Here is a 15,570-nt window from a genome sequence, read left to right on the forward strand (position 1 = left end):
CTCCTCAACTTTCAAGTCTTTTCATTCCGGCTGCCATCGGCCGCTCAAAGCGGCTGAGAACCGTGCTGCTGTGTCCCGTAATTATTCGGCCGCGACCATGCCGAGGCGCTGTTCTTCCATTTCCCGAAGCGCTCGGCGGTACTCGACCGGCATCACCTTGACGAATTTCGGCCTGTAGGTCGCCCAGTCTTCAAGGATCGCCATGGCCTTGGTCGAGCCGGTCAGCTCCGCATGTTTGCTGAGCAGCTGACGCAGGCGCTCGTCGTCGTGACGCGTCATGTCAGAAGAGAGGTCGACACGGCCCTTGTGTTCAATGTCACCGCCATGGTGATGGAGTTTTTCCAGAAGATCGTCTTCTTCCGTGACGGGTTCCAGATCGACCATGGCAAGATTGCACCGGGTTCCGAAGGAGCCGTCCTCGTCAAGAACGTAGGCAATGCCGCCTGACATGCCGGCTGCAAAGTTGCGCCCGGTTTTTCCGATCACAACAACGACGCCGCCGGTCATGTATTCGCAGCCGTGGTCGCCAACGCCTTCCACAACCGCGACGGCGCCGGAGTTGCGAACCGCAAAGCGTTCGCCCGCGACACCGCGGAAGTAACATTCACCCTCGGTCGCGCCGTATAGCACGGTATTGCCGACGATGATGGAGTCTTCGGCGACGATGCGCGTGTTTTCCGGCGGGCGGACGATCAGCTTGCCGCCGGCAAGGCCCTTGCCGACATAGTCGTTGGCATCGCCGGCCAGATCGATCGTGACGCCGCGCGCGACGAAGGCACCGAATGCCTGGCCTGCTGTGCCCTTCAGATTGATCTTCAGCGTATCGGGTTTCTTCAGGCCCTTGTTGCCGTACCGCTTGGCGATTTCACCTGACAGCATCGCGCCGACGGATCGGTCGACCGAGCAGATGGTCTCGTCAATGATGGTCGGTTCCTTGCTGTCCAGGGCCGGTTTGGCGGCCGCGATCAGGCGCCGGTCGAGAATGTCGACGATCGGGTGATCCTGTGTCTGGGTCCAGCGGGTTTCTTCAGGCTCCGCTTCCGGCTGGAAGAAGATGCGCGTGAAATCAAGCCCCTTGGCTTTCCAGTGTTCAATGGCAGCGTTCTTGTCGAGGAAGTCGGAGCGGCCGATCAGGTCGTCCAACTTCTCGATGCCGAGCCCGGCCATGATCTCCCGGACTTCCTCTGCGACATAGAAGAAGTAGTTGATCACGTGTTCCGGTGTGCCCTTGAAACGCTTGCGCAGGACGGGGTCCTGGGTCGCGATGCCGACCGGGCACGTGTTGAGATGACACTTGCGCATCATCAGACAACCGGCTGCGATCAGCGGTGCCGTCGAGAAACCGAACTCGTCCGCGCCAAGCAGGGCACCGACGATCACGTCGCGCCCGGTGCGCAGGCCGCCGTCGACCTGCAGGGCAACGCGCGAGCGCAGGCCGTTCAGGACCAGCGTCTGCTGGGTTTCTGCAAGACCGATTTCCCAGGGGCTGCCGGCGTGCTTGATGGACGTGAGCGGGGATGCACCCGTGCCGCCGTCATAGCCGGAAATCGTGATGTGGTCCGCGCGGGCCTTGGCAACACCGGCGGCAACGGTGCCGACGCCGACTTCCGAGACCAGCTTGACTGAGATGTCTGCTTCCGGATTGACGTTCTTCAGATCGTAAATGAGCTGCGCCAGATCCTCGATGGAGTAAATATCGTGGTGCGGCGGCGGTGAGATCAGGCCGACACCGGGGGTGGAATGGCGCACCTTTGCGATCACCGCATCGACCTTGTGACCCGGAAGCTGGCCACCCTCGCCGGGCTTGGCACCCTGGGCAACCTTAATCTGGATCATGTCGGAATTGACGAGATACTCCGTCGTCACGCCGAAGCGGCCAGAAGCCACCTGCTTGATTGCTGAACGTCGCGGGTTCATCGACCCGTCGGGCAGCGGATTAAAGCGCTCCGGCTCCTCGCCACCTTCACCGGTATTCGACTTGCCGCCGATCTGGTTCATGGCGATCGCAAGGGTGGTGTGCGCCTCGCGGGAAATGGATCCGAACGACATGGCGCCGGTGACGAACCGCTTGACGATGCTATCCGCCGATTCAACCTGGTCGAGATCGATGGCAGTACGGCCGATTTCGTCCGCGCCCTTGATACGGAACAGGCCGCGGATCGCGTAGCGCCCGCTCTTTTCGTTCACCTCCTCGGCGAAGGCACGGTACATGTCCGGCAGCTTCGCGCGCACCGCATGCTGAAGCTGGGCGATGGAATCCGGCGTCCACATGTGGTTCTCGCCGCGCGTCCGGTAGGCGTATTCTCCGCCGACTTCCAGCGACCGGCGCAGGATTGCAACGTCACCGAAGGCTTCCGAGTGCCTGAGGACAGTTTCCTCGGCGACTTCCGAAAGACCGATGCCTTCGATCATGGTTGCCGTGCCGAAGAAATACTTCTCGACGAAATCCGAACCGAGACCGACAGCGTCGAAAATCTGGGCGCCGCAATAGGACTGATAGGTGGAGATGCCCATTTTGGACATGACCTTCAGGATGCCCTTGTCGATCGACTTGATGTAGCGCTCGACGACCTCGTACTGGTCCACTTCCTCCGGAAAGTCCATTTCCATGTGCATGGAAAGCAGCGTCTCGAAGGCCAGATAGGGGTTGATCGCTTCTGCGCCGAAACCGGCAAGGACGCAGAAGTGGTGAACTTCGCGCGCTTCGCCCGTTTCCACGACAAGGCCGACGGAGGTGCGCAGGCCCTTGCGGATCAGGTGATGGTGGACAGCGGCCGTTGCCAGAAGCGCCGGGATCGCAATCCGCGAGCGGCTGATCAGACGGTCGGACAGGATGATGATGTTGTAGCCATCGCGAACAGCCTTTTCCGCCCGCTGGCAAAGCTCGTCCAGAGCGCCTTCCATTCCGTTGGCGCCTTTCTCGGCGCTGTAGGTGATGTCGAGCGTCTTGGCGGAAAACTGGTTGTCGGCGATGTCGCCGATCGCGCGGATCTTCTCAAGATCTTCGTTCGTCAGGATCGGCTGACGTACCTCCAGGCGCTTGGAGGTGGATAGGCCCTTCAGATCGAAGATGTTCGGACGCGGACCGATGAAAGACACCAGGCTCATCACCAATTCCTCGCGGATCGGGTCGATCGGCGGGTTGGTGACCTGGGCAAAGTTCTGCTTGAAATAGGTGTAGAGCGGCTTCGACTTGTCGGAGAGTGCGGAGATCGGCGTATCGGTTCCCATGGAGCCGATGGCCTCCTGGCCGACGGTCGCCATCGGCGTCATCAGAAGCTTGATGTCTTCCTGGGTGTAGCCGAAGGCCTGCTGACGATCGAGCAGGCTCTCGCCGGCAACCGGTGCGCGCTGGCGCACGCCGGGCAGGTCTTCCAGAACGATCTGGGTGCGATGCAGCCAGTCTTTGTACGGGTTTGCGGTCGACAGCTCGCGCTTGATCTCATCGTCGGAAACGATGCGGCCTTCCTCAAGGTCGATGAGCAGCATCTTGCCGGGCTGCAAGCGCCATTTCTGGATGATGCTGCTTTCTTCCACTGGCAGCACACCGACTTCAGAAGACATGATGACAAAGTCGTCGTCAGTGACGATGTAGCGCGCAGGGCGCAGGCCGTTGCGGTCCAGGGTTGCGCCGATCTGGCGGCCGTCGGTAAAGGCAACGGCAGCGGGTCCGTCCCACGGTTCCATCAGCGCTGCATGATATTCATAAAAGGCGCGGCGGTTGTCGTCCATCAGCGGATTGCCGGCCCAAGCTTCCGGGATCAGCATCATCGCCGCATGGGCAAGCGAGTAGCCGCCCATGGTGAGAAACTCCAGCGCATTGTCGAAACAGGCGGTGTCCGATTGACCTTCGTAAGAAATCGGCCACAGCTTCGAAATGTCGTCCCCGAGAAGGGCGGAGGACACGGATGCCTGTCTTGCCGCCATCCAGTTGACGTTGCCGCGCAGCGTGTTGATCTCGCCATTATGCGCGACCATGCGGTAGGGGTGTGACAGGTCCCAGGACGGGAAAGTGTTGGTCGAGAAGCGCTGGTGAACCAGCGCGAGCGCTGACGTGAACCGCTCGTCCTTCAGGTCGGCATAATAAGCGCCGAGCTGGTAGGCGAGGAACATGCCCTTGTAGACAATCGTGCGGCTGGACAGCGAGACGATATAGAAACCCTTTGTGACCGCATCGGTCTCGGCGCGCACCGTGTTGGAGATCACCTTGCGCAAGACATAAAGCCGGCGCTCGAACGCGTCCTGGTCCTCGCTGCTGGTCCGTTTGATGAAGACCTGGCGGGACACGGGTTCGGTCGCTGCGATATCGGGCGCCTTGGACAGCGAGGAATTGTCGACCGGAACGTCGCGCCAGCCAATCAGCTCTTCACCTTCGGCCTTGATGACGCGCTCAACGATTTCTTCACATTTGGCGCGCAGCTCGCCGTCCTGCGGCATGAATATAAAGCCGACACCGTAGTGACCGAATTCCGGAAGCGGTGAGCCCGTCTTTTCCATTTCTTCGGCAAAGAAGCGGTGCGGGATCTGAACCAGCATGCCGGCGCCGTCACCCATGAGCGGATCTGCGCCAACGGCGCCCCGGTGCGTCAGGTTTTCCAGCACCTGCAGCCCGTCCGCAATGATCTTGTGAGACTTCTCGCCCTTCAGGTGGGTAATAAAACCGACACCACAGGCATCGTGTTCGCGCGACGGATTGTAGAGCCCTTGGTCGGCGGCCGTGCCCAGTCGTTCGGCAAGTGTTGCGGCGGTGGCCTTCGTGTCCACGCTGCCTGCTTGCATGGCTGTGCTGGTCGTCAGCTCTTTTCTCGTCATGTGCGCCCTCACTGTTAACCCCAGTGGTGCCGTTGCTTGAAGCGTCCGGTTTCGTTCGGGTCGCATTCCATCAAGAATGCGGCTCGGCGAACCCTGGCATCCACGCCCCGGCTCTGTCGTTGTATTACCGCGCCGGTCTACCAAATCAAACCGTCGCATTGCCGCAGCGAACCTGCCGCTGCCGAAACCTGTCGTTTCGTATTGTCGCGAATCCTCCCTGGATCCGTCGACCAGTCAGCTTGGCCGCTGCTTCTTTTATGGTATCCGGCATGTGCCACCGGCGCCGTGATAATTGGGACAGCATACCTGTCCTATTCTAGGCGCGCGGAACATGACAGATTTCACCGCCATGGGCAAGTGTGTTTCTGTGCGGCGGCAGTATAATTGTTTCACTCAAAAAGTGCCAATTGTCTCGAAAGGTCATTTCTGGTCCGATTTGCGTAAGAAAATTTCGTTTGTGAAAAACAATCAATGTCTGCTCGCAAAACGGTCACAGGCGTTTGATTTCCTATTTATCAGCAATATGCTCATTTACGTCCTGCGCCTACGCTGCACCGGAGGAGCGTTGGCCCCGAAAAGACTTGGTTCGACCAGAGGAGTTCGAAATGAAACATAAGGCTATGTCTGCGGCCATCGTTGCCGGCGCTGTTGCAACCGCTGTTGCAGGTCTTTCCGCCACTGTGCCTGCCCACGCGCAGGCGAAGGAAAAGTGCTACGGTATTTCCCTGAAAGGCCAGAACGATTGTAAGGCCGGTGCGGGTACGACCTGTGCAGGCACGTCTACTGTCGATTATCAGGGCAACGCCTGGACGCTCGTTCCGAAAGGCACCTGCGTTTCCATGGAACTGCCGGGCGACCGCAAGGGCTCACTGACCGAACTCGACCGCGACCTGCCGGAAGCCTAAGATCCGGTTTTGCCCGCTTTACGGGCACCAAACGTTTTCAGGCAGGCGGTCATCATGCCGCCTGCCTGAAAGCCTCTTTTCCAGCTGGAGCGTGACATGCCCTCCCATTCAACCGAACCGACACGAATTGACGCTGCCGTACCGGCGCGTGCCGGCGCGGGGCTGAAGGCGGACCACGTTCAAGATGTCCTGGATACAGGTGCGGATATCGGCTTTTTCGAAGTTCATGCCGAAAACTACATGGGTGCGGGCGGTGTGCCGCATCGCCAACTTGAAGCAATCCGGGAGCGGTATCCGTTGTCGCTCCACGGCGTCGGCCTTTCCATAGGCGGCGAACAGCCGCTCGACAAGAGCCACCTTCAAAGACTTGCTGACCTCAACAGGCGATATGAGCCGGGCCTCTTTTCCGAGCACCTCGCCTGGTCCACGCATGACACCACGTATTTCAACGACCTTCTTCCCGTGCCTTACGACAAGGCGACCCTCGACCGCGTGTGCGATCACATCGACGAGGTCCAAGAGAAGGTCGGACGCAAGATGCTCCTGGAGAATCCGTCGACCTACGTTGCTTTCGAACAAAGCACGATGAGCGAACTCGACTTCCTCAAGGAAATCACCCGCCGCACGGGGTGCGGACTGCTGCTCGACGTCAACAACGTTCATGTGTCGAGCACCAATCATGCCCGCTCGGCGATCGAGTATCTTCAGGACTTTCCCATGGACCGGGTCGGTGAAATCCATCTCGGAGGCCACGCACCGGACGTTGACGATGCGGGCCGGCCACTGTTGATCGATGCCCATGATCGCGAGGTGGATGACGCAGTCTGGGCGCTCTACGAAACCGTTGTCGAGCGCAACGGACCAGTGCCGACCCTGATCGAATGGGACAACGATGTGCCGGCATGGCCGGTCCTGCTTGCCGAGGCGCAAGCTGCAGACCGTATTCTCAGCCAGGAATCCGGCGCGGGTTTCAAGCGTGCGGTCTGAGATGAACGTGCCCGAGTTTCCTACAAGAGTTGGTTCCGGCGAATTTGGTCAGGCGATCTGGGATCCGGAAGCCGAGACACCGTCCGGATTGACCGGCCCGGATGGTCTTACCGCTCCGAAACGTTTCAGCGTCTACCGCAACAACGTCATCGTCAGCCTCAGCGAGGCGCTGGAGCAGACTTTTCCGGCGATCCGAAATCTGTTGGGCGAAGACTACTTCAAGGCCCTTGCGAGAGCCTTCGTTGTTCGCCATCCGCCGACATCACCCGTGTTGTTGTGGTACGGGGCGGAGTTTGCAGGCTTTATAGAAGCGTTTCCCCCGCTCGAGGCTTATCCGTATCTCGCGGACGTGGCGCGGGTCGAATGGGCCTGGTTGCAATCCTACCACGCTGCTGATGCCGCACCCATGGACCCTGCCGCGCTCGGTTCTGTCGATCCGGAGGCTCTTGGAACAGTCCGGTTCGAGAAGCATCCCGCGACAGACATGGTTGTCTCCCGTTGGCCGGTCTGGGACCTGATGCGTGTGAACAGGTTCGAGCCCGATGCCGAAATCGACGTTGATCTTGAAGCTTCGCAGTCCGTGCTGATCACGCGGCCGGACTACGACGTCAATCTTTTGTTGCTGCGCCCGGGAGGAGACGTGTTCTTGAACGCGCTTCTAAGCGGTGCAATGCTCGGTGAAGCTGCTGCATCTGCGCAAGCTCAGGTCGAGGAATTTTCATTGTCCGATTGTCTGTCGGATTGTCTTTCAAACGGTGCATTTAAGGATCTCGTCACGGCTTGAACTTATAAAAGCCTGGGGTCTTCGATTGGAAAGGGAAAGGGGGACTTAAATGGGTGCTCTCATCGGCTTCTTCGTGAGATTGTACACTGCCGTTTTCGGTGGACTTGAGCGGATTACCAATGGCTGGTTTCTCGGACTTGCGGCACGCCTGATCTTTGCGGCCGTTCTGCTGCAGTTCTTCCTCAATTCCGCTATGACGAAGATCGGCGGAAGCATCATGAACATCTTCACGCCGACGGCCGGTGCCTACGCCCAGATGTTTCCCCAGCTTATGGAACAGGTGAGCTACGACACCAGCCAGATCGAGTATTTCCCCTACGGCCTGATTGTGTTGCTGGGTACATGGGGTGAGTTCATTCTGCCTGTTCTTGTCGTGGTCGGCCTTTTTACCCGGGCTGCCAGCGTTGGCATGATTATCTTCATTGGCGTCATGACTTATGTCGACATTACCGGGCATGGCCTTGATGCGAAGTCCATTGGCGCCTTCTTCGACGGTGATCCTTACGGGATTGTCTCCGACGATCGCCTGCTCTGGGTTTTCCTGCTGCTGGTGCCGGTGCTCAAGGGACCAGGTGTGATTTCGCTGGATTGGCTGCTCGGTCGCTATTACCGCAAGCAGGAAATGTATTACTGAGAGATTCAGGTTGCCGGGTGAGATGCCAACTGGTTAAACCGGCACATGATTTTCGCAAGCGATAACTGGGCGGGTGCGGCTCCGGCGGTGATGTCGGCACTGACCCGCCATAACACCGGGTTTACGCCGGCTTACGGTAAAGACCCGCTCACCGAAAGCGTCGAACGCAGCTTCAACGACATATTCGAGCGGGACGTCGCCGTCTTTTTTGTGGCGACGGGAACAGCTGCAAACGCGCTTGCCCTTGCAGCTTATGCCAGGCCGGGCGGCGCCGTTTTCTGCCATCGCGGCAGCCATATCAATGTTGACGAATGCAACTGTCCGGAGTTCATGACCAGCGGCAACAAGCTCGTCGGCATTCCAGGAGCCTCGGGCAAACTGACGGCTGCATCGCTGCAGGATGCCATGTCGGCCTTTCCAGATGGTGTGGTGATGCATGGGCAAGTCGCATCCGTTTCGATCAGCCAGGCGACAGAGTGCGGAACGGTCTATTCCATCGGTGAAATCGAAGCGATTGCAGAGATCGCACATTCGCGGTCCGTCCCGCTTCACATGGACGGCGCAAGGTTTACCAATGCGCTTGTTACGCTCGGCTGCACACCAGCGGAGATGACGTGGAAGGCCGGTGTCGACGTTTTGTCATTCGGAGGCACCAAGAACGGCTGCTGGTGCGCAGAAGCCGTGGTCTTTTTCGATCCGGAGAAAGCCAGGGATTTTGAATATTTTCGCAAGAGAGCCGGGCATCTTTTCTCCAAAAGCCGTTTCGTGGCGGCCCAGTTCGATGGCTTTTTTGAGAACGACAGCTGGCTCGCGACGGCGGCGCATGCCAACACCATGGCCAACAGGCTGTCGGATGGCATAGCGTCAATAGGCGGACGTACGGCATGGCCGGTCGAAGCCAATGAGCTCTTTCCGATCCTAAAACGCACCCAGTTCGACGATCTCAAGGCTGCGGGCGCCCATATCTACGAATGGCCTGCCGACGACGTGTCGGACAATGTCGCGCCAACTGGCGACGAAGTCTGTTTTCGAATGGTGACGAGCTACGCAACGACCGACCAGGACGTTGACGCGTTTTTGGAAGCGCTTGCCAGGACGGGATGACGGGCGCAAGTCGCAAATGCAAAGGGCGCCCGGTTTCCCGAGCGCCCCATTTGGCGATTAATCGACTTCAGATCAGTTGATTAATGAGCTTTGGATTCGATCTGCTTGGACGCGCCGGATGCGATTTCGATCTTGCGCGGTTTCATGGCTTCGGGAATTTCCCGGACCAGATCAACATGCAGCAGGCCGTTTTCCAGGCTGGCACCGTCAACGCGGACGTGCTCGGCGATCTGGAAGCGGCGCTCGAATGTGCGCGATGCGATGCCGCGGTAAAGAATTTCCTTGTCGGTGTCTTCGTCCGCTTTTTCACCCTTGATCGTCAGCACATGTTCCTTGGCCTCGACCGACAATTCGGCGTCGGTGAAGCCGGCAACGGCCATCGTGATGCGATAGGCGTTTTCGCCGGTGCGTTCGATGTTGTAGGGCGGGTAAGTCGGGGTGTCGTTGCCGGCGGTATCCAGCATCGAGAAGAGACGGTCAAAACCGACGGTTGACCGGTATAGGGGAGAGAAGTCCAAGTGACGCATTAAAGTGTCCTCCTTTGAGCAACAGATACTTCACTGATTTTGATGTTTGTCCTGTCCCCCGTATTGGCGGGACGGGAACGGCTTGCAGACCCGATTGGCGCCTGCACGGTTGAGGTGGGAATTGCGGAATTTAATTTCAAGAGCAATCAGCTCCTGAGATGAACACCAGATGAACGGAGCCTTCCGTTTGGGTTCAAGCGGTGTGGTGCATCTTCTGATCAACGTCAGCGCAGCGTTGGCGGTCAGATCAGGAGACATTGTTATGTTTGTTAAGACTTCAGCACTTTCCGCGTCGATCGCAGGAGCCATCATGCTGGCTTCCGTCGGTTTTAGTTCTTCCGCGTCCGCTGCTCCGATTGCAGCAGCTAAGCAGCTTCAGGCACCGCAGGATGCACCAATTGTTCAGGTCCATCACAAGAAAAAGGGCTACGGCAAGCACAAGGGCAATGGCAAAGGCTGGAAGGGTGGCCATGGCGGCGGTTACTACACCCTGGGTCCGCGTCAGATTCGCCGTAGCCTGCGTCATCGTGGTTTCTACAAGATCAGGATCATCGACCGTCGCGGCCCTGTCTACGTCGTCAAGGCCATTGGTTGGCGCGGTATGCCGGTCCGGCTGGTTGTCGATGCAAGGACCGCTCACATTGTGCGTAGCCGCCCGATCGGACATGGCGTCTACTTCCAGTACCGCTGGTAAGCCACAAAACCAGCACATCTTTCGGGGCTGGCTCTTCAAAGAGCCGGCCCGAAGTTTGTTGTCGGCAAGGTCGAAGCCCGTTATCACATAAGACCATGAGTCTTATCGATCATCCCGAAAACCCGATACCGGATGGAACCCAGACCGGCTTTGTGACGACGTCCGACGGTATCAAGATCCGGTACGCGCATTGGCCTGCAGGTGGAAAGCAACGGCGCGGCACCGTGACGTTGCTGCAGGGGCGCGCCGAGTTCATCGAAAAATACTTTGAAGTGGTTGAAGACCTGCGCGGTCGCGGCTTCGCCGTTGTGGCCTTCGACTGGCGCGGGCAGGGCGGCTCACAGCGCATCACTCGCAACCCGAGACGCGGCCATATCTCGAATTTCAAGAAGTTTCGGATCGACCTGCGGACAGTGCTGAAGGAAGTTTCGCTGTCAACCTACCCGGGCCCGCATTTTGCGCTCGCGCATTCAACGGGCGGTCTGGTTCTGTTGTCGGATACGGAGCGTCTTCGGACGATGCTGGACAGAGCTGTCATTACGAGTGCTCTGCTCGGATTGCCATCGGGGTCGCATGCCCTTGGTCTCGGCGATGTCAGACGCCGTTTCCTTCGCAAGATCACCTTCGGCCTCCTTGGGCAGGCGCCTCTGCGGGCAAGTGCGCCCAAAACGTCTGTGTTTATCGAAAAGGTCGCGTTTCCGCTTGCGCGTGTTTTGTCGCTAATCGGCTTCGGCCGGCTGTTTGTCCCGGGCGGAAACGCAAAACTGTTCGTGCCTTTCGAGAAAAACCGGCAGACCTCAGATCGTGAGCGATTCGAACGGTTCAACAAGGTGCTTGAAAAGGCGCCCGAAATTGGAGTGGGATCGGCAACGATTGGCTGGCTGAACGCGGCTGCGCGCACAATGATGCCCTTGCGCAGACGGGATGCCGGACCGGGCATAAAGCTGCCCTGCCTCATCCTCGCTGCCGGTGAGGACAGAATTGTCTCAACGCCGGTAATCGAGGATTTCGTGGCGCGGACCAGATCCGCTGCTTACGTGGAGATACCGGGCGCGGCCCACGAAATCATGTTTGAGCGTGATGTTTTCCGGGACCAGTTCTGGGCCGCGTTCGACGCCTTTGTTCCGGGAATGGAAGTCGAGCAGGAGCTGGAAACAGACCGATTGTGACTGCCACGCGATCCGGTTTCTTCGCTGAACGATCCTTTGGCTCAGGCCGGTCTCGAGAGCTCCTTGAGGAGAATTTCATGAAGGCGCGGGTCACCGGAAGCGACGATCTGCCCGCCGTCCGAAGGAGAACCACCGGTCCACGTCGTGACGACACCGCCAGCACCCTCGATGATCGGCACAAGTGCAACGATGTCATAGGCTTGCAGGCCGGTTTCGATGACCGCGTCGCCGTGACCGGACGCAACCATGCAATAGGCATAACAATCGGTGCCGTATCTTGCGAGCTGCACGGAGGCTTCGACCCTGTCGTAAGCTTCTCTTTCAGCTTCGGTGAAAATGGCCGGTGTGGTGGTGAATATGGTGGCGTCCTGGAGCCGGGTGCAGGCGCGCGTCTTCAGTGATCTGTCACCCAGCGGTCCCTTGTACCAGGCGTGCTCCTTGTCGCCGGCAAAGCGTTCACCGATATAGGGTTGCACCATCATGCCGAGGCTCGCCGTGCCGCCGGTTCTCAGCCCTATAAGCGTTCCCCAGGTGGGCAACCCGGTGATAAAGGCTCGCGTGCCGTCGATCGGGTCGAGAACCCAGACATTTTCGGCGTCCAGGTTTTCCGGGCCGTGTTCTTCACCGAGTATGCCGTGTTCGGGATAGCTGCTGTTGATCAGCGCTCGCATTGCCGTCTCACCGTTCTTGTCGGCAATGGTCACAGGGTCAAATCCGGTGTCCCTTTTGTTGTCGACCGTAAACCCCTGCCGGAAATGCGGCATGATGGCCTCCGTGGCTGCATCCGCCAGTCTGTCCAGAAAGGGGGCAAGCTCATTCGGGCTGGAAACAGGCCTGATCATCACGGTTTTCCTTTGTGGAAGGGAGGTGCGTCACGCTGAAAACACCCGGTGTGCCGCTTGTATAACCTGTTCTGCCGAAAATTGAATCTGCAAAACCGCATAAATTGCCCATAGTTTGTACAGGAATGAAACCTATTCAGGCTTGACCTTTGTGCGGTGCGGTGCGATTTTATTGCAGTGCGATATCTTTTATCGCATCGCCCTCCTTGGGCGTTTCCTCCCTAGACTCGGGCCGCCTCTTTTGAGTGCGGCCTCTTTTTTTGGGCTGATGCTATTCGGCGGCGATCGGGTCGGCAGGAAGGGCTGCGTCAGGCATTGAAATCAGTTCTGTGGCGAACTCTCTGAGATTGTGAAACAGATCTTCAAAGCCGGCCGAAGGCTCCTGCGTGGTTTCGTTCATGTAGAGACCACGGTTGATTTCGACCTGAAGAGCGTGCAGTCCGCTTGCCGGGCGTCCGTAATGTTCGGTTATGAAACCGCCTGCATAGGGTTTGTTGCGGCTGACGCTGTACCCCATCTTACGCAGGATGGAACAGGCATATTCGGTAACTTCGCTGTTGCAACTGGTGCCGTAGCGGTCGCCAAGAACGAAGTCCGGCCGCGTGTCGGTGGTCTGACACTTCACGCTGGACGGCATCGAATGGCAATCGATCAGGATGGCGTAGCCGAACGTGACGTGGGTTTGGGCCAAAAGGCGTCTCAGCGTCGAATGATAGGGCTTGTAGATCTCCTCGATCCGGTTCAAAGCTTCTTCGACGGGCAGCCTGTGCCGGTAAATCTCATGGTTTTCACTGACAATGCGAGCGACTGTTCCCAGCCCGCCTGCGACCCGTATAGAGCGGACATTTGCGTAAGACGGCAGCCTGCCATCGAACATCTTCGGGTCCAGTTCATAAGGTTCCCGGTTCACATCAAGATAGGCGCGGGGAAAATGCGCCCGCAAGAGCGGCGCTCCCAGTGGGACGACGTGCGTGAACAAATCATCGACATAGGCGTCTTCTGAGCGCCTGATCGAGGACTCGTTCAAGCGCGAAGATTCAAGGAAGCCGCGGGAGTATTGCCGCCCGGAATGCGGCGAGTTGAAGACAAACGGCACCCGCTGGTCGGCGGGGCACAGGACCTCAAATGCCGGAAGGCCGTTAAAATCGGCTTCGAACGGGGTCTTGTTTGAGGGCGTCGTTTCGTCCGTCAAATTATGTGTCCTGCTTGTCGCACCTTTTGGGTCAGGCCTCTCCAACTGCTAACGGAAACCTTTTACCTATGGTGCCAAGGAATCAACACGCAGTCCACAGTCAGTGAGCGAAAAGCTTTGCAGAACCAATTCTCCCTACCATTCTGTGGAATTCGAGCTATAACCGGCAAAAGGTAAGTCCTGACCCTGGCCTGCCAGACAGATTAATAAGGAATGGTCGAACAAAATGTCGCGTATCCTGCTAGCTGAAGATGATAACGATATGCGCCGCTTCTTGGCAAAAGCGCTGGAAAACGCCGGGTACGATGTCGTCTCGTTCGATAACGGCAGAAGCGCTTACGAGCGTTTGCGCGAAGAGCCGTTCTCTCTCCTTCTGACAGATATCGTCATGCCAGAGATGGATGGCATCGAATTGGCGCGGCGGGCCACCGAGCTCGACCCCGACCTCAAGGTCATGTTCATCACCGGTTTTGCCGCCGTGGCGCTCAACCCGGAATCCGACGCACCCAAGGACGCCAAGGTTCTGTCAAAACCCTTTCATCTCAAGGATCTTGTTCAGGAAGTGGAGCGCATGCTGGCGGCCTGAAGACTGCGCTGTCGAAAGGGTCTTTCGGAGCACGGAAATTTTGTCTGCTGGTTGAAAAGGGGGGTTGCACTGGCAGGCGATCCCCGTTATATCGCACTCCACCACGGCGCAGCGGCGCCGGACACCGAGAAATTCGGGCGTGTAGCTCAGCGGGAGAGCACTTCGTTGACATCGAAGGGGTCACAGGTTCAATCCCTGTCACGCCCACCATTGTTGCGCTGATTGATGGTTCCATGACGCGCGGGTTGATCTGAAGACAGGCGCAGTGTTTGCAGCTGCTTTGTGACCGGCCCAGATGAATGTGAGCGCCTCAGGCGCTCATTTGGTTTAAAGTAACGGGGCCCTTACGGGGGACAGTGACATGAAGATCAAGAACTCGCTTAAAGCGCTCATGACCCGCCACCGGGACAACCGTATGGTTCGCCGGAAAGGCCGCGTCTACATCATCAACAAGAAAAACCCGCGTTTCAAGGCACGCCAGGGCTAAGCTTGTTGTTGTCCGGGCGCACGTGGCAGCCCGGAAACACGTTGTGTGCAAGGTGGTTAACCGGGACATCCCGGCCGCCGAGAGCCTCCAGCTGAAAGCGCGCACAAAGAAGTGTTGAAATCCCGGATTGACCGCCGCATTCAACGACCCATAATCGTTGGATGCGGATTTTTTTGTTTGCCCTTTTGCTGTCGGTAATTCCCTCTCTGTCCGGTGCCCAGACGGTTCCGGATCTGGGGCCTGAAGTCGAACCGCCATCGGCGGAGGATTTCAGCCCGCTGCCGGATGCGCTGCCTGAGGATGGCGGCCAGGTTGTCGTGGAAGAAACAGACCCTGAGGAAGAACAGTCCCGCCTTGATCAGTTGTTCGCGGATCTTGCCGATGTGGAAGAGCCGACTTCGGCCGAGCGGCTTGCCCGTGAAATCCAGATGCTCTGGATGGACTCCGGAAGCGACACGGTTGATATCCTGATGTCGCGCGCGGGCAAGGCCATCCAGGCAGATGACCATGGACTGGCGCTCGACCTTCTTGACGTCGTCGTGGTTCTGAAGCCCTCGTTTGCCGAAGGCTGGAACCGCCGGGCGACCGTGCACTACATGCGCGAGGATTTTGGCAAGTCGCTTGTCGACATCGAACGCACGCTCGCCTTGGAGCCGCGCCATTGGGGAGCGCTTTCCGGACTTGCAATCATCCAGCGCCGACTGGGCTTCGATACCGAAGCGCTGGAGACCTTTAGACGGGCGCTAGAGATCCATCCAGGCCTTGAAAACGCACTGGAGGCAATCGAGGACCTCGAAAAGGAAGCGGAAGGGGCTCCAGCCTGAGTTGACAATTCCTTGTCTTGATT

The 15,570-nt window shown here is 58.3% G+C and carries 14 protein-coding genes and 1 tRNA gene; 11 read left to right on the plus strand and 4 right to left on the minus strand.

Annotated elements, in window-relative coordinates:
• Positions 1-81: 81 nt before the first annotated feature.
• A complete protein-coding gene (gene gltB / locus RBB47_RS15645; RefSeq protein WP_305986771.1) occupies positions 82-4,812 on the minus strand; it encodes a glutamate synthase large subunit in 4,731 nt (1,576 codons plus the stop codon).
• Between the two features lie 605 nt (positions 4,813-5,417).
• Here gltB and RBB47_RS15650 point away from each other — a divergent pair.
• From RBB47_RS15650 to RBB47_RS15670, 5 genes are all read left to right on the plus strand, one after another.
• Entirely contained in the window at positions 5,418-5,717 is a 300-nt protein-coding gene (locus RBB47_RS15650) for a DUF2282 domain-containing protein (protein ID WP_305986772.1), read from the plus strand.
• 96 nt (positions 5,718-5,813) lie between these two features.
• Positions 5,814-6,704 (plus strand): DUF692 domain-containing protein, encoded by an 891-nt coding sequence (locus RBB47_RS15655; protein ID WP_305986773.1) that lies wholly within the window; start codon positions 5,814-5,816, stop codon positions 6,702-6,704.
• A gap of 1 nt (position 6,705) precedes the next feature.
• Positions 6,706-7,488, plus strand: a complete 783-nt coding sequence (locus RBB47_RS15660; protein WP_305986774.1) for a DUF2063 domain-containing protein — start codon at positions 6,706-6,708, stop codon at positions 7,486-7,488.
• A 49-nt stretch (positions 7,489-7,537) separates the two neighbouring features.
• Positions 7,538-8,122, plus strand: a complete 585-nt coding sequence (locus tag RBB47_RS15665; RefSeq protein WP_305986775.1) for a DoxX family protein — start codon at positions 7,538-7,540, stop codon at positions 8,120-8,122.
• Positions 8,123-8,167: 45 nt separating this feature from the next.
• A complete protein-coding gene (locus RBB47_RS15670; protein ID WP_305986776.1) occupies positions 8,168-9,226 on the plus strand; it encodes a low specificity L-threonine aldolase in 1,059 nt (352 codons plus the stop codon).
• An 80-nt stretch (positions 9,227-9,306) separates the two neighbouring features.
• Here RBB47_RS15670 and RBB47_RS15675 read toward each other — a convergent pair whose 3' ends face one another.
• Positions 9,307-9,753, minus strand: coding sequence for an Hsp20 family protein (locus RBB47_RS15675; protein WP_305986777.1), 447 nt, complete (start codon positions 9,751-9,753; stop codon positions 9,307-9,309).
• A 262-nt stretch (positions 9,754-10,015) separates the two neighbouring features.
• Here RBB47_RS15675 and RBB47_RS15680 point away from each other — a divergent pair, with 262 nt between their 5' ends.
• Positions 10,016-10,447 (plus strand): hypothetical protein, encoded by a 432-nt coding sequence (locus tag RBB47_RS15680; protein ID WP_305986779.1) that lies wholly within the window; start codon positions 10,016-10,018, stop codon positions 10,445-10,447.
• 95 nt (positions 10,448-10,542) lie between these two features.
• A complete protein-coding gene (locus RBB47_RS15685) occupies positions 10,543-11,616 on the plus strand; it encodes an alpha/beta fold hydrolase (protein WP_305986780.1) in 1,074 nt (357 codons plus the stop codon).
• A 41-nt stretch (positions 11,617-11,657) separates the two neighbouring features.
• Here RBB47_RS15685 and hisN read toward each other — a convergent pair whose 3' ends face one another.
• Both hisN and RBB47_RS15695 read right to left on the minus strand, forming a co-directional pair.
• Positions 11,658-12,458 carry a histidinol-phosphatase gene (gene hisN, locus RBB47_RS15690; protein WP_305986782.1) on the minus strand — a complete coding sequence of 267 codons (801 nt, stop codon included), beginning with the start codon at positions 12,456-12,458 and terminating at the stop codon, positions 11,658-11,660.
• A 271-nt stretch (positions 12,459-12,729) separates the two neighbouring features.
• Positions 12,730-13,575 (minus strand): N-formylglutamate amidohydrolase, encoded by an 846-nt coding sequence (locus RBB47_RS15695; RefSeq protein ID WP_305986973.1) that lies wholly within the window; start codon positions 13,573-13,575, stop codon positions 12,730-12,732.
• A gap of 301 nt (positions 13,576-13,876) precedes the next feature.
• Here RBB47_RS15695 and cpdR point away from each other — a divergent pair, with 301 nt between their 5' ends.
• The 4 genes from cpdR to RBB47_RS15715 all read left to right on the plus strand — a co-directional run bounded on the left by cpdR (position 13,877) and on the right by RBB47_RS15715 (position 15,547).
• Complete coding sequence (gene cpdR, locus RBB47_RS15700) at positions 13,877-14,236, plus strand: cell cycle two-component system response regulator CpdR (RefSeq protein WP_305986783.1); 360 nt, start codon at positions 13,877-13,879, stop codon at positions 14,234-14,236.
• 135 nt (positions 14,237-14,371) lie between these two features.
• Positions 14,372-14,446: transfer RNA gene (locus RBB47_RS15705), tRNA-Val, on the plus strand.
• 151 nt (positions 14,447-14,597) lie between these two features.
• A complete protein-coding gene (gene ykgO / locus RBB47_RS15710) occupies positions 14,598-14,723 on the plus strand; it encodes a type B 50S ribosomal protein L36 (RefSeq protein ID WP_006932207.1) in 126 nt (41 codons plus the stop codon).
• Positions 14,724-14,884: 161 nt separating this feature from the next.
• Entirely contained in the window at positions 14,885-15,547 is a 663-nt protein-coding gene (locus RBB47_RS15715; RefSeq protein ID WP_305986786.1) for a tetratricopeptide repeat protein, read from the plus strand.
• Positions 15,548-15,570 lie beyond the last annotated feature (23 nt).

It is taken from the genome of Roseibium sp. MMSF_3544 (assembly GCF_030732845.1).
In the GTDB taxonomy this organism is placed as follows: domain Bacteria; phylum Pseudomonadota; class Alphaproteobacteria; order Rhizobiales; family Stappiaceae; genus Roseibium.